This window comes from Burkholderia sp. AU32262 (assembly GCF_020419985.1).
In the GTDB taxonomy this organism is placed as follows: Bacteria; Pseudomonadota; Gammaproteobacteria; order Burkholderiales; family Burkholderiaceae; genus Burkholderia; species Burkholderia semiarida.
Genome location: NZ_JAIZRS010000004.1, coordinates 56,617 through 76,128, shown reverse-complemented (window position 1 = coordinate 76,128; position 19,512 = coordinate 56,617). Strand labels below are relative to the sequence as shown.

At 68.7% G+C, this 19,512-nt stretch carries 20 protein-coding genes; 15 read left to right on the top strand and 5 right to left on the bottom strand.

The window, feature by feature from the left end; translation table 11 throughout:
• Window positions 1–2: 2 nt before the first annotated feature.
• The 5 genes from LGN10_RS05630 to LGN10_RS05610 all read left to right on the top strand — a co-directional run bounded on the left by LGN10_RS05630 (window position 3) and on the right by LGN10_RS05610 (window position 2,930).
• Complete coding sequence (locus LGN10_RS05630; RefSeq protein WP_226222129.1) at window positions 3–1,205, top strand: amino acid aminotransferase; 1,203 nt, start codon at window positions 3–5, stop codon at window positions 1,203–1,205.
• A gap of 167 nt (window positions 1,206–1,372) precedes the next feature.
• Window positions 1,373–1,771, top strand: coding sequence for a DUF488 domain-containing protein (locus tag LGN10_RS05625; protein ID WP_059574665.1), 399 nt, complete (start codon window positions 1,373–1,375; stop codon window positions 1,769–1,771).
• A 118-nt stretch (window positions 1,772–1,889) separates the two neighbouring features.
• Entirely contained in the window at window positions 1,890–2,180 is a 291-nt protein-coding gene (locus tag LGN10_RS05620) for a DUF1488 domain-containing protein (protein ID WP_059574434.1), read from the top strand.
• A gap of 16 nt (window positions 2,181–2,196) precedes the next feature.
• Window positions 2,197–2,436, top strand: a complete 240-nt coding sequence (locus LGN10_RS05615; RefSeq protein WP_006479066.1) for a hypothetical protein — start codon at window positions 2,197–2,199, stop codon at window positions 2,434–2,436.
• 152 nt (window positions 2,437–2,588) lie between these two features.
• Window positions 2,589–2,930, top strand: coding sequence for a metal ABC transporter ATPase (locus LGN10_RS05610; RefSeq protein ID WP_226222126.1), 342 nt, complete (start codon window positions 2,589–2,591; stop codon window positions 2,928–2,930).
• A 28-nt stretch (window positions 2,931–2,958) separates the two neighbouring features.
• On the opposite strand, the gene LGN10_RS05605 is transcribed toward LGN10_RS05610, so the two are convergent.
• The 3 genes from LGN10_RS05605 to lhpI all read right to left on the bottom strand — a co-directional run bounded on the left by LGN10_RS05605 (window position 2,959) and on the right by lhpI (window position 5,264).
• Window positions 2,959–3,738 (bottom strand): helix-turn-helix domain-containing protein, encoded by a 780-nt coding sequence (locus tag LGN10_RS05605; protein ID WP_059574432.1) that lies wholly within the window; start codon window positions 3,736–3,738, stop codon window positions 2,959–2,961.
• 16 nt (window positions 3,739–3,754) lie between these two features.
• Complete coding sequence (locus tag LGN10_RS05600) at window positions 3,755–4,159, bottom strand: response regulator transcription factor (RefSeq protein WP_226222124.1); 405 nt, start codon at window positions 4,157–4,159, stop codon at window positions 3,755–3,757.
• A gap of 169 nt (window positions 4,160–4,328) precedes the next feature.
• Window positions 4,329–5,264 carry a bifunctional Delta(1)-pyrroline-2-carboxylate/Delta(1)-piperideine-2-carboxylate reductase gene (gene lhpI / locus LGN10_RS05595; protein WP_226222122.1) on the bottom strand — a complete coding sequence of 312 codons (936 nt, stop codon included), beginning with the start codon at window positions 5,262–5,264 and terminating at the stop codon, window positions 4,329–4,331.
• Window positions 5,265–5,526: 262 nt separating this feature from the next.
• On the opposite strand from lhpI, the gene LGN10_RS05590 reads away from it, so the two are divergent.
• The 7 genes from LGN10_RS05590 to LGN10_RS05560 all read left to right on the top strand — a co-directional run bounded on the left by LGN10_RS05590 (window position 5,527) and on the right by LGN10_RS05560 (window position 13,672).
• On the top strand, window positions 5,527–6,264 hold the full coding sequence (locus LGN10_RS05590; protein WP_099317429.1) for a FadR/GntR family transcriptional regulator: 738 nt from the start codon (window positions 5,527–5,529) through the stop codon (window positions 6,262–6,264).
• 127 nt (window positions 6,265–6,391) lie between these two features.
• Window positions 6,392–7,513, top strand: a complete 1,122-nt coding sequence (locus tag LGN10_RS05585) for a branched-chain amino acid ABC transporter substrate-binding protein (RefSeq protein ID WP_226222120.1) — start codon at window positions 6,392–6,394, stop codon at window positions 7,511–7,513.
• Window positions 7,514–7,570: 57 nt separating this feature from the next.
• Window positions 7,571–8,578, top strand: coding sequence for a trans-3-hydroxy-L-proline dehydratase (lhpH, locus tag LGN10_RS05580; protein WP_226222118.1), 1,008 nt, complete (start codon window positions 7,571–7,573; stop codon window positions 8,576–8,578).
• 197 nt (window positions 8,579–8,775) lie between these two features.
• Complete coding sequence (locus LGN10_RS05575; protein WP_226222116.1) at window positions 8,776–11,385, top strand: penicillin-binding protein 1A; 2,610 nt, start codon at window positions 8,776–8,778, stop codon at window positions 11,383–11,385.
• 80 nt (window positions 11,386–11,465) lie between these two features.
• Window positions 11,466–12,344, top strand: a complete 879-nt coding sequence (locus LGN10_RS05570) for a PilZ domain-containing protein (RefSeq protein ID WP_226222114.1) — start codon at window positions 11,466–11,468, stop codon at window positions 12,342–12,344.
• Between the two features lie 224 nt (window positions 12,345–12,568).
• Window positions 12,569–12,898, top strand: coding sequence for a DUF4148 domain-containing protein (locus LGN10_RS05565; protein WP_027783001.1), 330 nt, complete (start codon window positions 12,569–12,571; stop codon window positions 12,896–12,898).
• Between the two features lie 369 nt (window positions 12,899–13,267).
• Window positions 13,268–13,672 carry a lysozyme inhibitor LprI family protein gene (locus LGN10_RS05560; RefSeq protein WP_059639457.1) on the top strand — a complete coding sequence of 135 codons (405 nt, stop codon included), beginning with the start codon at window positions 13,268–13,270 and terminating at the stop codon, window positions 13,670–13,672.
• Window positions 13,673–13,752: 80 nt separating this feature from the next.
• On the opposite strand, the gene LGN10_RS05555 is transcribed toward LGN10_RS05560, so the two are convergent.
• Together LGN10_RS05555 and LGN10_RS05550 are read right to left on the bottom strand one after the other, a co-directional pair.
• On the bottom strand, window positions 13,753–14,400 hold the full coding sequence (locus LGN10_RS05555) for a response regulator transcription factor (RefSeq protein WP_006483707.1): 648 nt from the start codon (window positions 14,398–14,400) through the stop codon (window positions 13,753–13,755).
• Complete coding sequence (locus LGN10_RS05550) at window positions 14,397–16,499, bottom strand: PAS domain S-box protein (protein WP_226222112.1); 2,103 nt, start codon at window positions 16,497–16,499, stop codon at window positions 14,397–14,399. The genes LGN10_RS05555 and LGN10_RS05550 overlap by 4 nt, the downstream gene beginning before the upstream one ends.
• A gap of 317 nt (window positions 16,500–16,816) precedes the next feature.
• Here LGN10_RS05550 and LGN10_RS05545 point away from each other — a divergent pair, with 317 nt between their 5' ends.
• The 3 genes from LGN10_RS05545 to LGN10_RS05535 all read left to right on the top strand — a co-directional run bounded on the left by LGN10_RS05545 (window position 16,817) and on the right by LGN10_RS05535 (window position 19,315).
• Entirely contained in the window at window positions 16,817–17,287 is a 471-nt protein-coding gene (locus LGN10_RS05545) for a universal stress protein (RefSeq protein WP_226222110.1), read from the top strand.
• A 310-nt stretch (window positions 17,288–17,597) separates the two neighbouring features.
• Window positions 17,598–18,104 (top strand): cupin domain-containing protein, encoded by a 507-nt coding sequence (locus LGN10_RS05540; protein WP_226222108.1) that lies wholly within the window; start codon window positions 17,598–17,600, stop codon window positions 18,102–18,104.
• 185 nt (window positions 18,105–18,289) lie between these two features.
• On the top strand, window positions 18,290–19,315 hold the full coding sequence (locus LGN10_RS05535) for a DedA family protein/thiosulfate sulfurtransferase GlpE (RefSeq protein ID WP_059639459.1): 1,026 nt from the start codon (window positions 18,290–18,292) through the stop codon (window positions 19,313–19,315).
• Window positions 19,316–19,512: the final 197 nt, after the last annotated feature.

Here is a 19,512-nt window from a genome sequence, read left to right as displayed (position 1 = left end):
CCATGTTCGAACACATCGACGCGTACCCGGGCGACCCGATCCTGACGCTCAACGAGAATTTCCAGCAAGATCCGCGCGACCGGAAGGTCAACCTGAGCATCGGGATCTATTTCGACGCCGAAGGCCGGATCCCGGTGATGGGCGCCGTGCGCGAAGCCGAAACCGCGCTGCAGCGCGACAGCGGCCCGAAGCCGTACCTGCCGATGGTCGGCCTGGCCGCGTATCGCGACGCCGTGCAATCGCTCGTGTTCGGCGCCGATCACCCGGCCCGCGCGGCCGGCCGCATCGCGACGCTGCAGACGCTCGGCGGCTCGGGCGCGCTGAAGGTCGGCGCCGATTTCCTGAAGCGCTATTTCCCGGATTCGCAGGTGTGGCTGAGCGATCCGAGCTGGGAAAACCACCGCTTCATCTTCGAGCGCGCCGGCTTCACGGTGAACACGTACCCGTACTACGACGAAGCGACGGGCGGCCTGAAGTTCGACGCGATGCTCGCGGCGATCGACGCGCTGCCGACGCGCAGCATCGTGCTGCTGCACGCGTGCTGTCATAACCCGACCGGCGTCGATCTCGACGAAGGCCAGTGGGAGAAGCTGATCGACGTGATCGAGGCGCGCGGCCTGCTGCCGTTCGTCGACATGGCGTACCAGGGCTTCGGCGCCGGCCTCGATGCGGACGCGTTCGCGGTGCGCGAGCTGGCCCGCCGCGGCGTGCCGACGCTCGTCGCGAACTCGTTCTCGAAGAACTTCTCGCTGTACGGCGAGCGCGTGGGTGGCCTGAGCGTCGTCTGCGAGGACGCGGCCGCCGCCGACCGCGTGCTCGGCCAACTGGCCGGCGCCGTGCGCTCGAACTACAGCAACCCGCAGACCTACGGCGCGAAGGTCGTCGCGGCCGTGCTCGGCACGCCGGCGCTGCGCAAGCAGTGGGAAGAGGAACTGTCGGCGATGTGCCGCCGCATCGCGCGGATGCGCCAGTCGATCCACGACGGCCTGCGCGACCACGTGAGCGGCGAGGCACTCACGCGCTACGTGAAGCAGCGCGGGATGTTCACGTACACGGGCCTGACCGAGTCGCAGGTCGACGCGCTGCGCGAGGTGCACGGCGTGTACATCCTGCGCTCGGGCCGGATGTGCGTGGCGGGTCTGAACGACTCGAACGTCGGCATCGTCGCGGACGCGATCGGCAAGGTGCTGAAGAGCGGCGTCTGAACGCGGCGCGCCTCGGCGCGTCACGATGAAGAACCGGCTGTGTCCCGTCGCGGGAGCAGCCGGTTTTTCGTTGGGCGGCCGTCATGTGCGATGCCCGGCTGACGCGCGGGCGGGCGCGGCGGTACGATCACGGGATCGCATGCACGACCGAGGAGCAGAGAAACGACATGGGCATCCGGATCATCCAGCTCGGCACGCCGCGCGCGGCCGGCGAAGGCCTGCGGATCGGCACGGTGCGGCGGCCGCCGCGCGGCGTGCCGAAGGCGGAATTCGCGTCGCGCAACTACTATGATGTATGGTTGCCGACGCTGTCGCCGAGCCCCGAACTCGTCGCGCAGGCGCAGGCCGCCGAAACCGACGCCGAATGGAAGGCGTTCAAGCGCCACTTCCGCGCGGAGATGGCGCACGGCGATCCGGCGAAGGTGCTGGACCTGCTGGCCGCGCTGTCGGCGACCACCGCGTTCTCGATCGGGTGCTACTGCGACGACGAAAACCATTGCCACCGCAGCGTGCTGCGCGAATTGCTCGCGGAGCGCGGCGCGACGATCGAGCCCGACGCGGGCTGAAGCGGATGGAGGCGGCGCACGGCCGCACCATGATCGTGCGGCGCGGCGAGCCGGTTGACGTGGGTCAAGCGCGCAGCCGCGCGCGCCACTATGCTCTCGTCATGGAGCCATCACGACGATGACAGACCGACAGATGCACATTGCTTTCCCGTCCGAACCGCCGGAATACTGCGCGCGCGACCTGGTCGTCGCGTTTTCGGCGCTGGTCGACGGGCGTTGCGTCCAGTGCGCGGTGACGGCCGAGGCGCTGGAGGACCATTTCGGCGCGCGGTCGCTGCTCGAGCGCGATCTGCTGAGCGCATTCGACGCGCACCGCCCGGCCATCGAGGCGATGGCACGACGCATGCTCGAGGAAATCGGCGGCCGGCCGGTGCTGCTGCACAGCGGGCACTTCCGGCTCGAAGGCTGATACCGCAGGAGGGCGCATGACACTGCAGGGCAACATTCACGAACGCGACTGGTCGGTCGAAGTGGAGACGCGCCCGTGCGAATCGGGCGAGTTCCGCTGCCGCGTGTCGGTCGAGCACGGCGCCGGCGCCGCGCGGTTTCATCATACCTTCGAGCACAGCCACGCGTATCCGACGGAGCGCGAAGCGATGATCGAAGGGCTGCGGGCCGGCATGACGTGGATCGAGATGAAGGCATCGCAGACCTTCAACGTATGAACGGTCCCGCGCCAGCCACGCGCGGGCAGACTATCGGCCGGCCGCGATCGAACCATGCGCGCCGCGCCACGGGAAACACGTGCCCCCGCACGGCGATGCGGACGGCACTTGCAAGGCGGTCGACGAGCGGCGGCCCCGTCAGGAGACACGACATGGGCGTGGGCATGCAGATCGCCTGCCTGGGATTCACGGGTTCGGCGGCGGTCGAGGCCGAAGCCGGCGCGCAACTGGTGAGGCTCGAACGGTTTCGCGCATTGATCGACGGCTGCCACCTCGCGATCGAATTGCGCACGGCGGCCGATGGCGAGCGCGTGTACGACGTACGGGTCGACCTGATGATGCACGACGCGGCGCTCAGGCCTTTGCCGCTGCCGCCATGCGTCGGCGCCGATGTGGACGATGCGCTGCGTCGCGCGTTCGCGCAGGCCGAGCACGCGCTGATTGCGTGGCAGCGGGGCGCCGCCACGGCGGCGCTGCGCGACACCATGCAATGACGTGGCGCCGGCGATCCGGCGCCCTGCGTCAGACCCGCGCGAGCGCTTGCGCGTCGATGATGCGCACGCGCTTGCCGCGCGTTTCGACGAGCGCTTCGCGATGGAACCGCGAGAACATCCGGCTGACGGTTTCGAGCTTCATCCCGAGATAGCAGCCGATTTCCTCGCGCGTCATCCGCAGGTTGAATTCGGTCGCCGAATAGCCGCGCGCCTCGAACCGCGACGACAGGTTCAGCAGGAAATGCGCGACGCGCTGCTCGGCCGACATCGTGCCGAGCAGCAGCATCTGGCTCGATTCGCGGACGATCTCGCTGCTCAGCATCTGGTAGAGAAAGTGCTGCATCGGCTTCATCTCGCGGCACGCGGCTTCGAGCGCGCCGAACGGGATGATGCACACCACGCTGTCCTCCAGCGCGATCGCGTCGCAGCAATGCTGGCCGCCGCCGATGCCGTCCATCCCGAGCGTTTCGCCGGCGATCTGGAAGCCGGTCACGTGCTCGCGGCCGTCGCGATGCATCATCACCGTCTTGAACGAACCCGCGCGCACCGCGTAGATGCTCTGGAACGGATCGTCGGTGCGAAACAGCGCGTCGCCCTGGCGGACCTGCCGCGTCGTGCAGATGATCGCGTCGAGGCGGCCGTATTCGGCGGGCGTCAGGTGCGGCGGCAGGCACATCGAGCGCATCGCGCAGGCCGAGCAGCGGGCGGCCGGATGTTTGGCGGCGTCGGCGCGCGCGGCCGGGCGCAGCGGGATCGTTGGCCGGGGTACGACGGACACGTCGGCGGCGAAGGCGGTGGCGGTGGACATGAGTCGCTCCGGCTCGTCAGGTGCGGCGCACGCGAGCGTGCACCAGGGATTCGATCACATGGCATGCGGCGTCGAATTCGACGGTCTTGTCGAAGAAGTAGTCGGCTCCCGCCGTCGCGCATGCCTCTCTGAATGCCGGTGCCGAGTGGTTCGTCAGCACGATCGTGACGATGCGCGGCGCGGCTTTCGACAGCATCCCGATCAGGTCGAGACCGCTGCCGTCCGCGAGCCGCACGTCGACGATCACCACGTCCGCGCCACTGCTGAGGATATGCGTCCACGCGTCCTGGCCGTCTTCCGCTTCGCCCACGACCGCGACGCCGCGGATTGCGCCGACGAGCAGCGCGATCCGCTGGCGAACGGCGACCGCATGATCGACGAGAAACACCCTGAGCAAGGCGGGCGACAGGCTGGCATTCATGCCGGCAGTATCGTGTTGCGCCGCCGAAATTGAAATCGGCCGAATTGGAAGTTCGTGTAGGCCGCTTCGACGCGGTGTAGGGCGTTTCCTACACCGCGTACGGGAAATCGCCGGTATGAATCCGACGAGGCGATGCCGCGCGAGCGGGGCGAACGGTCGCGCGGCCGGGTCAGCCGGCGCCGCGCGCGGCCAGTGCGTCGCGCGCGGTGCGGCAAGCGGCCAGGTCCCACGCGGCGCAGCCGACGCTCTTGAACAGCAGCGGGCCGCCGCGGGCGAAGGTGCCGTTCAGCACGTCGGCGAGCGATGCGACGTGCCGCCAGTCGACTTGCGCGACGATCAAGTCGCCGGCTTCGTGGCGCGCGCCGGCCGGATCGTCGACGACGAGCCGGCTGCCCCGCACCGTGTTCGCGTCGATCTCGGCGGCATCCGCGGTGAACGCGCCGACGCCGACCACGAGCCGGCCTTCGCGCGCGGCTTCGCGGTAGACGGGCGTGCGGCTCGTCGTCAGCGTGACGACCACGTCGATCGCGTCGGGAATCGCGTCGCCGTCGAGCGGCGCGAGGTGCGGCGCATGCGCGCGGTGGGCGGCGCAGAACGCGGCCGCGCTGTCCGCGCGCGTGCCGCGCACGTGAAGGCGCGCGTCCGGAAAGATCGCCGCGAGCGCTTCCGCATGATTGGCCGCCTGCTTGCCGGTGCCGATCAGCAGGATGTCGCGCGGCGCGGCGCCGTGCAGCGCGTGGATGCCGAGCGCGGTGATCGCCGCCGTGCGGCGGCCGGTGACGGTCGGGCCGTCGAGCGCGAAGCGCATTTCCCCGGTGGCGGCATCGTACGCGGTGACCTGGCCGAGGATCGTCGGCAACCCGCGTGCGCCGTTGCCGGGGCACACGGTCACGAGCTTGTGGCTCGCCAGGTCGTGGGCGCTCGACGGCATCGACAGCATCACGCCGCCGCCTTGTAGCGGCACGACGAGGCGTTCGGGGCTGACGATGTCGCCTGCCGCATACTCGACGACCGCTTGCCTGAGCGTGGCGAGCAGCGCCGGGTAGTCGAGCAGCGCGGCCGTGTCGGACGCATCGAAAACGGGAATCGGGGAAAGGGCGGTCATCGTGTACGTCGGGGCGTCGGTGAGTGTGGCCGGCGGACGCATGCCGCGTCCGCCGCGGGTCTGCCGGATACCGTGACACAGGGCAGTGGATCGAATCTATACCACTTGCTGGCGCGCCCGCAACCCAGAAAATAAAGCGCTTCGTGGATTTTGGTTCTAATATCTGGCCAGAAGGCATCGCCGATGCCGCGCTGCCCGCCCGCTCCGGTATAGTGCGAACCCATTCCAGATCCCACGCCCGCGAACGGGCAGGAGCCATACGATGATGTCCGCGCGCCCCGACTCACTCGAAGGCGGTTTCAGGCCGCTGCAGATCTACGAGCAGGTAGCCGAAAAGATCCGCGACGAGATTCGCGCCGGGCGCTACGCGGCCGAATCGCGGCTGCCGTCCGAGCGCGAGCTCGCGGCGCTGTTCCAGGTCGGCCGGCCGGCGGTGCGCGAAGCGCTCGGCGCGCTGCAGAACGAAGGTCTCGTCTTCACGAAGCGCAATTCGGGCACCTACGTCGTCGCGGCGCCGCTCGACGTGCTCGCGCGGCACGGCGACGCGCACACCGTGCTCGAGGCCGATTTCAGCCCGACGTCGACGCTCGACGTGCGGCTGATCCTGGAGCCCGCGATCGCGCGCCTCGCGGCCGCCCATGGCCGCGCCGACGCCGGCGCCGAGCGCTATCTCGCGCAGATGGAAACCATCACCGACATCGACGATCCGCACCAGCGCGCGCTGTGGAACGAGAGCGACCGGCTGTTCCACCGGCAGCTCGCGCTGATGACGGGCGACGCGCTGATCGTGAAGATCGCGGACGAGGTCGCGAAGACGATGGACCAGCCGCTGTGGAAGCGGCTGAAGGACGACGGCATCTACGACGCGGGCCGGATCCGGCTCTACGTGTCCGAACACCGGCTGATCTACGAGGCGATCGTGTCCGGCGATGCCGATGCGGCTGCGTTCTACGTCGAACAGCACATCCGCCGCGTGCGGCGCGACATCGCGCCGAAATGACCGGCCCGCGCGCGCATCCGTTCTGGTCTTCAATATGACCAAAATGCCGACGATTATTTTGAAATTGCTTGCGATGTGACCACGCATGTCCTACATTGGTTTCACACAAAACCAATCAGGAGACATCATGCGACACCTCGTGACCGCGCTTTCGGTGGCCGTCGCCGCTGGCGCGCTGACTTCCGCGCATGCGCAGGAGGTCGTGATGATCGGCCATTCGGCGCCGCTCACGGGCCCGCAGGCCGCCAACGGCAAGGACAATGAAAACGGCGCGCGGCTGGCGGTCGACGAGCTCAACAAGGCTGGCGTGAAGGTCGGCGGAAAGACCGTGACCTTCAAACTGGTTTCCGAAGACGACCAGGCCGACCCGAAGGCCGGCGTGCAGGTCGCGCAGAACCTCGTCGACAAGGGCGTCGTCGCGGTGCTCGGGCCGTATAACTCCGGTGTCGCGATTCCTGCGTCGCGCGTGTATTCGACTGCCGGCGTGCCGATCCTGCCGGTCGCGTCGAACCCGGCGCTGACGAAGCAGGGCTTCAAGAACATCTTCCGGATCGGCGCGAGCGACGAGCAGCTCGGCGGCACGATGGCCACGTTCGCCGCGAAGACGCTGAACGCGAAAACCGCCGCTGTGATCGACGATCGCACCGCGTACGGGCAGGGCGTCGCCGAACAGTTCATGAACGTCGCGAAGGCGAACGGGATCAAGATCGTCGACCAGGAATACACGAATTCGTCGGCCACCGACTTCCTCGGCATTCTCACCAAGATCAAGGCCGCCAACCCCGACGTGATCTTCCTCGGCGGCTATGCGGCGCAGGGCGCGCCGATGGCCAAGCAGATGAGGCAGCGCGGCTTGCGGGCGAAGCTGCTCGGCGGTGACGGCGTTTGTTCGGCCGACATGGGCAAGGTCGCGGGCGAGGCGGCGTCGATCGTCTACTGCGCGCAGGGCGGCGTCGCGCTCGAGAAGACGCCGGCCGGGCGCGCATTCCTGAAGAAGTACCACGACACCTATCACACCGATACGCAGGTCTACGGCGTCAATTACTACGACGGCGTGAAGCTGCTCGCCGACGCGATGGTCAAGGCCGGCACGACCACCGACAAGGCGAAGCTGAGCGCGCAGCTCGCCAAGTCGAACTACGCGGGCGTCGCCGGCACCTATTCGTTCGACGCGAACGGCGACCTGAAAGGCGCGCCGACCACCGTCTACGTGATCCGCAACGGCCTGCCGGAACCGTACGCGAAGTAATCCCGTCACGGACGGCGGCCCGGCCGCCGTCCTTCGTTTCAACGCATTCGATTCGCCATGAAAATTTCCCGATCCCTTTCCACCGTCGAAGTGCATACCGGCGGCGAAGCGTTTCGCATCGTCACGAGCGGGCTGCCGCGGCTGCCCGGCGCGACGATCGTCCAGCGCCGCGCATGGCTCAAGGCGCATGCCGACGAAATCCGCCGCGCGCTGATGTTCGAACCGCGCGGCCATGCCGACATGTACGGCGGCTATCTGACCGAGCCCGTTTCGCCGAATGCCGATTTCGGCGTGATCTTCGTGCACAACGAAGGCTATAGCGACCATTGCGGACACGGTGTGATCGCGCTGTCGACAGCGGCCGTCGAGCTCGGCTGGGTGCAGCGCACGGTGCCCGAGACGCGGGTCGGCATCGACGCGCCGTGCGGCTTCATCGAGGCGTTCGTCCAGTGGGACGGCGAGCATGCGGGGCCGGTGCGCTTCGTCAACGTGCCGTCGTTCATCTGGCAACGCGACGTGTCGGTTCAGACGCCCTCGTTCGGCACCGTGACCGGCGACATCGCGTATGGCGGCGCGTTTTATTTCTATGTCGACGGCGCGCCGTTCGACCTGCCGGTGCGCGAGTCGGCCGTCGAAAAGCTGATTCGCTTCGGCGCGGAAGTGAAGGCGGCCGCGAACGCGACGTATCCGGTCGTGCATCCGGAGATCCCGGAAATCAACCATATCTACGGCACGATCATCGCGAACGCGCCGCGCCACGCGGGTTCGACGCAGGCGAACTGCTGCGTGTTCGCGGATCGCGAGGTCGACCGCTCGCCGACCGGCTCCGGCACCGGCGGACGCGTCGCGCAGCTCTACCAGCGCGGGCTGCTCGCGGCGGGCGACACGCTCGTCAACGAATCGATCGTCGGCACGGTCTTCAAGGGGCGCGTGCTGCGCGAAACGACGGTCGGCGGCCTCCCGGCCGTGATCCCGGAAGTGGAAGGCAGCGCGCATATCTGCGGGTTCGCGAACTGGATCGTCGACGAGCGCGATCCGCTCACGTACGGATTTCTCGTGCGCTGAGCCGGGGCGCCGGTCGCCCCCCGTTGCGTGTCCCCGTTACGCCCCCTTCGCGCGGCGTTCAGGTCGTCGTACCAGGTTTGGCGCGTCGTTCCGGTTGCCGGGCACGCGCCTTTCTTGCGTGAGCGCCGCCGCGACACCGCGGCGCGTGTGCCGGCGCAAGGCCGCCGCGGGGCGGCCGGCCGCGCGAGTTTGGTACGATGCAGCCTTTTCAGCAGAGCTCCACCCGCGTGAATCGCCGAAACGTGTCGTCAGTGCGTGCCTTGTGCGCCAGATGGGTCGCGCGCGCCCAACCCGTCGCAGCGGCTGCCGTCGCGCGCGTCAAGCCTCTCGCCGCCACCGCGTGGCGCCATGTCCGCCACCCGACGCGCCGTGGCGTGCTGCTCTCGGCCGCCGCCGTGCCGGCGATGTTCGCGCTGTACGTGGTCGCGCTCGTCCCGTTCACGCCGGGCATCGGCGACATCCGCAAGGCGCGCGTCGATCAGCCCGCGCAGGTGCTGTCCGCCGACGGCAAGGTGCTGGCCGAATTCAAGCCGTCGAACCGCGAATGGGTGCCGCTCAAGCAGATCTCGCCGCGCATGGTCGACGCGCTGATCGCGACCGAGGATCACCGCTTCTACGAACACCACGGCCTCGACTGGAAGCGCACGGCGTCGGCCGCGCTCCATACGTTCTCGGGCAGCCGCCAGGGCGGCTCGACGATCACGCAACAACTCGCGCGCAACCTGTATCCGGACGAGATCGGCCGCGCGCCCACGCTCACGCGCAAGGTGAAGGAGGCGATCACCGCGCTGAAGATCGAGGCCGTCTACAGCAAGGACCAGATCCTCGAGACCTACCTGAACACGGTGCCGTTCCTGTACAACGCGTACGGCGTCGAGATGGCCGCGCGCACCTATTTCGACAAGTCGGCCGACGAGCTCGACGTGCTCGACAGCGCGACGCTCGTCGGGATGCTGAAAGGCAATAGCTACTACAACCCGGTGCTGAACCCCGAGCGCGCGCTGCAACGGCGCAACACGGTGCTCGGCCAGATGGTGAAGTACGGCAAGCTGTCGCCCGCGCAGTTCGCGCAGTTGCAGCGCCGGCCGCTGCGCATCGACTTCGAGCGCCAGAAGGAGCCGCCGGGGCCGGCGCCGCATTTCGCGCAGCAGTTGCGCAAATGGCTGATCGCGTGGGCCGACCGCAACGACTACAACATCTACTCGGACGGGCTGATCGTCCGTACGACGATCGACTCGCGGCTCCAGCAGATGGCGACGCAGGCGCTCACGCTGCAGGGCAATCAGTTGCAGGGTATCGCGAACAACGCATGGAGCGGCCGCGACGGCTGCGGCACCGACAACGAGGTGTTCCGCACCTTCATGCGCGAATCGCCCGAGTACAAGGCCGCGCAGGACGCCGGCAAGGACGACGCGGCGGCGATGAAGCTGCTCGCGTCCGACCGCGGCTTCCTGCACGCGCTGTGCAAGGCGAAGACCGACGTGCAGGCCGGCTTCCTCGCGATCGACCCGCGTGACGGGCAGATTCGCGCGTGGGTCGGCAGCCGCGACTTCACCCGCGAGCCGTTCGACCACGTCGCGCAGGCGCGGCGTCAGCCGGGCTCGACGTTCAAGCCGTTCGTCTACGGCGCCGCGTTCGCGAGCGGGATGAAGCCGGACGATACGTTCATCGACCAGCCGGTCGAGATCCCGTTGAAGGGCGGCGAGATCTGGCGGCCGAACGACGACGTGCCGCCGTCGGGCAAGCCGATGACGCTGCGCGACGCGGTTGCGCTGTCGCGCAACCGGATCACCGCGCAGGTGATGGAGAAGGTTGGGCCGGGCGCCGTCGCGCGGCTGGCGCGCGACATGGGCGTGCGCGAAAGCCCGCTCGAACGCGTGCCGTCGCTCGCGCTCGGCACGAGCCCCGTCACGCTGAAGGAAATGGTCGCGTCGTACGCGACGATCGCGAACGGCGGGCTGTACGTCGAGCCGCAGATGGTCACGCGCATCGAGAATCGCCAGGGCGACGTGCTCGCCGAGTACGCACCGGCGCCGCCCGAGCGCGCGCTCGACGCCGAAACCGACAAGATGCTGCTCGACGTGATGCGCGACGTCGTGACGCGCGGCACGGGCGGCAGCATCCGCACGCGCTTCGGGGTGCGCGGCGACGTGGCCGGCAAGACCGGCACGACGCAGGACAATGCGGACGGCTGGTTCATCCTGATGCAGCCGGGCCTCGTCGCCGGCGCGTGGGTCGGGTTCGACGACGGCCGCGTGACGCTGCGCAGCGATTACTGGGGGCAGGGCGCGCACAGCGCGCTGCCGATCGTCGGCGATTTCTTCCAGCGCGCGCAGCGCGCCCGGATCGTCGATACGAAGGCGAAATTCGATACCGAGCCGTCGCCGGGCTGGTTCGGCTCGCTGCGCGAGCGCGTGACCGACCTGTTCGACACGTGGTTCCCGTCCGAGCCGAAGAAGGCGTCCGCGCCGGTCAGGACGCCGCGCGTCGAACGCCCGGCCGAGACCGACGAAGGGGCGGCGTCGGAAGCGTCGGCCGCGTCGGCGCCGGATGCCGCGTCCGGCGGCATCGTCGAGGAATGGGTGCCGGCGTCGGAAGTAGCCGCGTCGGCCGCGGCGCTGTCGTCGGGCGCATCGCAGCCGCCGCAGCCTGCGCAGCCGCCCGCGGGCGCGAGTACGACGAGCGGAAGCGGCGCCGGTGCCGGCGCCGCCCCTTCGGCCGTGCCGGCCCCACCGCCGATCCCGGAGCCGGCGCCGATCCCGGAGCCGGCGCCGGCCGCGCCTGACTCGACCGGCGCTTCGCAGTGACGAAGCCATTCAGATTCCGCGCGATGCTGCCGTAATCAAGTTGTCACGATAGCTCGCGCGGTCGCCCCCGCGCTTCTCCGATGCGACTTTCCACTGACTATGCCGCGCTCGCGCGCGACGACCTTTCCGTGGGCGTCCCGCTCGGCTTCGACCTCTACGACGCCGACGGCGCCGCGCTGCTGCCGGCCGGCACGACGCTGGCCGACCCGGCGCAGCACGCTTTCCTGTTCGACCATTTCCGCCCCGTGCGCCGACGCGACGCCGCCGACACCGATCCATGCGCGTCCGCGGCGACGGGCGCCCCCGCCACGCGCATGGGCTTGTCGGCGGGCGCCGCGATCGGCATCCGCCGGCGGGTCGGCACGGCGCGCGCGCTGCAGCGGTGCCGGCTGATCGGCGTCGGCGCGTCGGGGGCGCTGTTCGTCGAGCCGCAGCCCGCCACCGCGCTCGAGTTCGCGCGCGGCGACGACGTCGAAGCGGTGGCGGTCGGCCGCGCCGCGGTGTCCCGTTTCGGCGCGACGGTCGAATCGGTGCAGGCGTCGGGCGCGGCGCCATTCATGATCCTGTCGCCGCCCGGTTTCGTCGACCGGCTGCGCACGCGCGCCGAGCCGCGCGTGCCGGTGCGCATCGCGGCCGGCTGCCGCGGCGCGGCGGACGAAGCGGAAAGCATCGGGGTGGTGCACGACATCAGCCTGAGCGGTCTGTCGATCGCCGTCGGCCGGGCGATCGCGGCACCCGGCGAGCCGTTGGGCGTGATGCTGCCGTACGAAACCGGCGGCCGTGTCGAGCGGCTGGCGCTCGCCGGCACGGTGCGGGCCGTGCATGCCGACCCGGCGGTGCCGGCGCTGACGCTGCACCATGCGGCGTTCGACGACATCGACGCCGCCGACCTGATTCGCCTCAAGGCACTGCTGTTCGACAGGCAGATGGCGTCGGCAGATATCGAACGCCTGCGCTGACGCCCGGCCTGCGCATGGCCGTCACCGGATCGCGGTATTTGGTGTACGAACGTCGATAATCATCTGATGAATCGGCCTATTCCCGCGCGATTGTACGGTTTCGGTCAACAGTGAATTTGCGATTTAAGTATTTACCCTGATAGTCGAGCCTCCTAGACTTTCACTCATGCGCAACGACTCCGAGTCCGAAGCGCCTGACAAAACAATCCTGGAGGTAACGCATCATGAAATCGCTGATCAAGGCAGTTGCACTGGCCGCCCTGGTGGCCGCACCGGTCGTCTCGTTCGCCCAATCGAACCAGCAGCCGCTGACGCGCGCGCAAGTGCGCGCCGAACTGGTCCAGCTCGAAAAGGCCGGCTACAACCCGAACGACTGGATCAACTATCCGGAAAACATCCAGGCCGCCCAGGCCAAGATCGCGGCCGCGCAGAACGCCGGCGCGCAAGCCGACGCAACCGGCTATGGTTCGAACCCGGTCGCGACCTCGCAGTCTGGCCAGCGCGCGGTCGTGCCGGCCGTGAGCGACCGCTCGTCGGTGTACTTCGGTCACTGAGCCGGCTGTTGTCTCGCGGCCCCGAAGGCCGAGGCCGAGGCCGAAGCCGTATCGGAAAAGCCCGCACACGTATCGTGTGCGGGCTTTTTGCATCTCTTCCATCGAGTACGGCAACGCACGAATTGCCGTCGGCCGAACCGGTCGCAAATAGCCTGCGGCTTGCATGAGCGACACGCCGGCCACCGATCGGCGCTGATTCAGCAATACCTTGCCGTGAACGGGTCACGCCTCTTGCCGCGCCGACCCGCTGACAATCCGCCGCGCGTGCGCTAGCATCGCGGTCGATGTCGGCGCGGTGGCGCGGCCCATGCACACGGGGCGCGACAAGGCACCGGGTTCCACACTTCAACGGACAACAAAGGAGCATCCATGCGTGTCTTGACCGGTCTGCTGGGCTCGCTGGCGCTGGTGGCGGGCGTCGCCCACGCGCAGGCGAATTGCGCGGACGCGACGGATCAGGCGACGATGACGGCGTGTGCCGATCGCGCGTACAAGAAATCCGACGGGGAACTGAACCGGACCTACCAGGCCGTCACCGCGCGCCTGCGCGATGCGCAGCCGCTTGCCGACAAGCTCGTGAGCGCGCAGCGCGCGTGGATCGCATACCGCGATGCGGAGTGCCGTTTCTCGAGCGCGAATGTCGAGGGCGGTAGTGCATACCCGATGGTCGTATCGACCTGCCTCGACGATCTGACGAAAGCGCGCACCGAAACGTTGAAGGGCTATCTCGCCTGCGAGGAGGGCGACCTCGCGTGCCCGGTGCCGGCGAAGTAACCGCCATGCGCGGGCCCGCCGAGGCCCGCGCCGCGCCGGCTACACGTCGCCGTTACACGTCGTCCGTTACACGTCGTCCGTTACACGTCGTCCGTTTCGTCGAGCAGCTTGTGCCGCATCGCGTAACGCACGAGCGCCGCTTCATGCGGCATCTGCATCTTCTCGAGGATCCGGGTCTTGTAGGTGCTGACCGTCTTCGCGCTCACGCACAGCGCATTCGCGATCTCGGTCAGCGTCTGGCCCGCGGCGATTCGCCGGAACACGTCGAATTCGCGATCGGACAGCCGCTGGTGCGGCAGCGTCTCGGCCGGCTCGTTCAGGCTCTGCGCGAACTGCTCGGCCATCGCCAGGCTCACGTAGACGCCGCCCGACGCCACTTTCGTGACCGCGCCGACCAGCTCCGCGCTCGCGCTTTCCTTCGTCAGATAGCCGGACGCGCCCGCGCGGAACGCGCGCACCGCGTACTGCTGCTCCGCGTGCATCGTCAGCACGAGCACGCGCAGCGCGGGCTTCTCGTCCTTGATCTGCTTGATCAGCTCGACACCGTTGCGGCCCGGCATCGACAGGTCGAGCACGAGCACCTGCGCGGGCGTCGCACGCACCAGCGCGATCGTCGACGGGCCGTCGCAGGCCTCGCCGGCCACCTCGAATCCGGTGGCGTTCTGGAGGATGTGCCGCAGACCGTCGCGTACGAGCGTATGGTCGTCGGCGATGAGCACCTTGATCATGTGATGAGCGTGTCCTGTTGAACGGTGGCGAGCGGAAACGCGACGGTGATCGCGAAGCCGCGCGCAAGCGCGGTGTCGATCGTCACGGTGCCGCCCAGCATGTGTGCGCGTTCGCGAATGCCGATCAGGCCGAACGACTTGTCTTCGTGGGCCGCACCGTCGGGCGCCGCGCCGCGGCCGTTGTCCGCGACGCGCAGCACGCAAAAGCCTTCCTCGACGTCGAGCCGCAACGCCACGCGCGTCGCATCCGCATGGCGCGCGACGTTCGTCAGCGCTTCCTGGACGATGCGGAACAGCGTGGTCGCGCCCGCGCTGGTGAACGTGAGGCCGCCCGTTTCGATGTGGCGCTCGACATCGATCCCGTAGCGGTTCGTGAAATCGTTCGCGAGCCATTCGATCGCGGGCACGAGGCCGAGATCGTCGAGCATCACCGGCCGCAGGTCGGCCGCGATGCGCCGCACCGACGCGACCGTCGCGTCGATCAGCCGCCGCATGCCTTGCAGGTGGGCCTGCACGCCATCGTCGGGGTGCGCGCGGCCGGGCGTGCGCAGTTGCTGTTCGACGACCGACAGGTCCATCTTCAGCGCGGTGAGCTGCTGCCCGAGGTCGTCGTGCAGCTCGCGCGCGATGCGCGTCTTCTCCTCTTCGCGTACGTTCTGCAGGTTCGCCGACAGTTCGCGCAATTCCTCGCGCGATCGCTTCAGCGCGTTCTCGGCCCGCAGCCGCTCGGTGATGTCGCGCAGCATCACCGTATAAAGCTTGCCCGACGCGTCGCGGATCTGCGAGATCGACGCTTCGATCGGGAATTCCTCGCCGTTGGCCCGCAGCCCGAACAATACGCGCTGGCGGCCCATCTGCCGCTCGGACACGCCCGTCACGCCGAACTGGTCGACGTGTTTCGCGTGCGCGGCGCGGAACCGCTCCGGAATGAAGCGCGACAGCGGCGCACCGATCGCCTCCATCGCGGACACGCCGAACACCTGCTCGGCCATCGGATTGAAGATCACGACCGTCTGCTTCTCGTCGATCGTGATGATCGCTTCCATCGACGAGCGGATGATGCCCATCATCCGTGCCTCGTTGAGGAGGCCGCGGCTGCTCGCGCCGGCATCGGCGCGGCTGCGCAGCAGCGCATGGACGAGCGCCGCGAACCCGAACGACGCGATCAGCCCGGCGGCGAGCACGGTGCCGGCCGCACGCTGCGCGCCGGTCGCGCTCGGCCGGCCGTCCGCGGAATAGGCGAGCGTCAGCGCGGTGCCGCCGAAATTCAGCACGTCGGTGCGCCGCATCAGGTCGGGCGACGCCGACGCTTCGTCGGTCGTCGTCTCGACGCTGGCGATCGCGCGCGGATCGCCGCCGGCGCTCATCCACAGGTCGATCCCGCGTTCAGTATCGAGCGCGCGCTCGAGCAGGCGCCGCGGGCTCAACGCCGCGAACAGCACGCCGTCGGCGGCGGTTTCGCGCGCGCCGGACGGTCTGGCCGCCGCAAGCGACGAGGCCGTCGCGGGCAGGAACAGCGTCAACGTGCGGGCGTCGCGGGACGTATCGTCGTCGGCCGAATGAACGCCGAGCGCGATATCGCCGGTACGCAGCGCATGCGCGAGCGGCGCCGCGTCGGACGCGCCGAAGCGCTCGACCGGCGCATTCGACGCGGGGGCGCTGAGCGTCGCTGCCGCGAGCGGGCCGGCCGGCGGCGGTTTCGTGCCGGCGAGGGCGCTGCGCGCCGCGGGCGTCAGCGGCGCATAGCCGATCTGCCGGACCGGCGAGCGGGCGCTGTCGAGATCGAGCGTCTCCGCATAGCGACGCCATTGCTCGGGCGTCATGGTCGGGACGAGGCCGAACGCGCCGCGCGCGCCTTCGAGCACCGCGACGCCGGTCTGCAGTTCGTGGCGCAGCATCGCGGTCACGTGCGCCGTGCGGCGTTCGAAACGCGTATGAACGGTGGCTTGCCACTGCTCGCGCACCAGCAGCGCGACGCCAAGCGACAACACCGCGCCCGCGCACAGCGCAACGACGCCGGCCGCGAGTGGCTGGCGTAACATGATCTGCAGGGGCGCGGGCCCTCGGGCGCCACGCGTCGGGGTTCCACTGGCGGTCATTCGATGGCCATTCTGTTGTTCGGGCTACCCAAGGCGCTCGGGCAGGGCGGCAAAACCGGAAAACCTCGCACCGGCTGCGTGCAACGACTATTTTGAAGATGAAATTGTGCGCGTTTTACACGTTTTTTGTAATGGGGTCGGTTGAAATCGCGGCAAACGGCTTGAAGCAGGGCGCGCCGGCCCCGCTTGATGCGCGTCAACGCGCGTGTCGGCACGTGGGGCAGACTGTTCGGCAGGCAAGCCAGCGCTGGGCCGGCTTGCGGCAACGGCCCGTGGTCGCGCAACGCGCGATGCGTGCCCGGTCGGAGGGACGGACCATGTACAAGCGGATTTTCGTCGGGCTCGACGGCAGCCCGAGCGCGCGTCTCGCGCTGAACGAGGCGATCCGGATCGCGGCGGCGTCCGGCGGCGAAGTGACCTGTGCGTATGTCGTCGAACATCGGCCGCAGCTCGTCGACGTCGACGCAGGCTTCGCCGCCGAGCGCGACGGCGATATCGCGGCGACCGACGCCGCGACGCCGGTGCTCGACGACGCGAAAGCGGCGCTCGCGCAGCAGCATGTGCGGGGCACGGTGCGCGCGCTCGACGCGTATGGCGAGGACATCGCGGCGGTGCTGATGCGCACGGCGGCCGAAGCCGACGCCGACCTGATCGTGATGGGCACGAGCGGCCGGCACGGCCTGCGCAGGCTGTTGCTCGGCAGCGTGGCGGAATCGCTGCTGCGCGCGGCCGACCGGCCCGTGCTGCTGGTGCGGCACGGCGAGGCGCGGGCGCCGGCGACCGCGTAATCGACGGCGGTACGGTTGGCGATGCCGCCCGTGCATCTGCGGGCAGCAGGCTGCCTCGCGCGCCTGGCCGGATATCGGCACGATCCGCGTGCCGGGGCGGGCCGCCGGGAGTCTTGGCGGTGAGCGATTGAGCGTCGACGGTTGCGTCCCGGCACGCAGTTCTGGCAGCATCGGCCGGTGTCCGCTTGTTCGCCGCGCGCATGGCCGCGGCGATCGACGCACGGACATCCGGCGGCACCGGTCGCCTGAATCGGGACGGACCGGAAGGGCCGCCGAATGCCGGTTTCCAACCTTACCGACGTCATCCGCCATGCCGATTTCCGCGACCGACCTGATTCGCCAGTTCGACCTGCAGCCGCATCCCGAAGGCGGCTATTTCCGTGAAACCTACCGCGCGACCGATTCGGTCGTGCGCCCGGCCGATGGCGCGCGACGTGCCGCATCGACCGCGATCTACTATCTGCTGTGCGACGGCGCGTATTCGTCGTGGCATCGCATCCGCTCCGACGAGGTCTGGCATTTCTATGCGGGCGACCCGATCGAAGTGTGGGTACTCGACGCGCGCGACGGGTTGACGATCCACCGGCTCGGCAACCCCCTCACGCATCCCGGCACCGTGTTCCAGGCGGTCGTGCCGGCGGGAAGCTGGTTCGGCGCGCGCTGTGCATCGCCCGAGCATGTCGCGCTCGTCGGCTGCACGGTGGCGCCGGGGTTCGAGTTCGCGGAATTCGAGCTCGCGGATGCGGCCGCGCTGGCGGCCGAGTTTCCCGACTACGCGGAACACGTCGCGCAGCTCGTGCCGCGCTCGGACGCGTGACTGTCACGGCCGCGTCACGCCGGGCGCGAAGCCCGTACCGATGGTCGGTGTTCCGCGCGAGCGCGGCCAAACCCGTTTAGAATGCGCAGGATGCACCGGTCGGTCGCGGACATGCCGCGGCGGCCGTTGCGCCGCCGTACCGACGGCCCTGTCGCGCGGCCCGCATGTCTTCCAGGAGCGCCGCCGTGTGGCACTTTCCGATTGCTATTCCATCGTCGCTCGGCCCGTGGGCCGTCTTCGCGAGCGTGTTGATCACGCAGCTCGGCGTGCCGGTGCCGGCCGTGCCGATGCTGATTCTCGGCGGCACGATGGCGGCGATGGGGCAGGCGTCCTGGGCCAGCATGTTCGCGGCGGCGATCGGGGCGACGATGCTGGCCGATTCGCTGTGGTTCTTCATGGGCCGCACGCGCGGCCGGCGCCTGCTGAATGGCCTCGTGCGCTTCTCGCTGTCGCTCGACACGACGCTGCGCTTCGCGCGTAACGTATTCGAAAGGTACGGCGCGCCGCTGCTCGTGCTGTCGAAATTCCTGCCGGGTCTCGGCCTCGTGTCGGCGCCGCTGCTCGGCACGACCGCGATCGGCATTGGCGTGTTCCTGTTCTGGGATCTGGCCGGCGCGTCGCTGTGGGCGGCGTTCTGGCTGATCGGCGGCGCGGCCATTCACGACCAGATCGTCCAGTTCGTGCTGTGGGTACGCGCGAGCGGCGGCACGATCCTCGACGCGTTCCTCGCGATCTTCATCACGTTCCTGCTGTACCGCTGGGTGCGCCGCGTGCAGTTCCGCCGCTATCTCGCGCAGGTACGCATCTCGCCGCCGCAGCTCGTCGAGATGATGACGTCCGACGAACCGCCGCTGATCTTCGATGCGCGGCCGAAAGCGATTCGCGAACGCGAGCCGTACCGGATTGCCGGCGCGCTGCCGGTCGATCTCGATTCCCCTGACCTGCTCGACCCGGAAGTGCTGAAGCGGCCGATCGTCGTCTATTGCGTATGCCCGAACGAGGCCACGGCCAAGCGTCTGATCGCGAAGATGCAGCGCAAGAAGATGATCCACAACATCCGGGCGCTGAAGGGCGGCCTCGATGCGTGGGAAAAGCACGGTTATCCGGTCGAGCCGCTGCCGGCCGATCTGGATTCGTCGCGGTACTTCGTGCGGCCCGATCACGGTGGGCTGGAAGGCGAATATACGGTGCGGGCGACGTTGTCGAAGTGATGCAACCGGCATTGCTGGTTTCGGCGCTCGAGAGCGCATATTTTTCCCATCTTGGTTTATACATTTTCGACAAGCGAGTTTCGCGACACTATCGCCGCTTATCTCGCGATCGGTCGGCCAACAATATCATGAGCATCCGGCCGCGATCGGACGATTGGCACAGTGTCTAAAGCCACGTCGAGCCTATCCCAATAAAA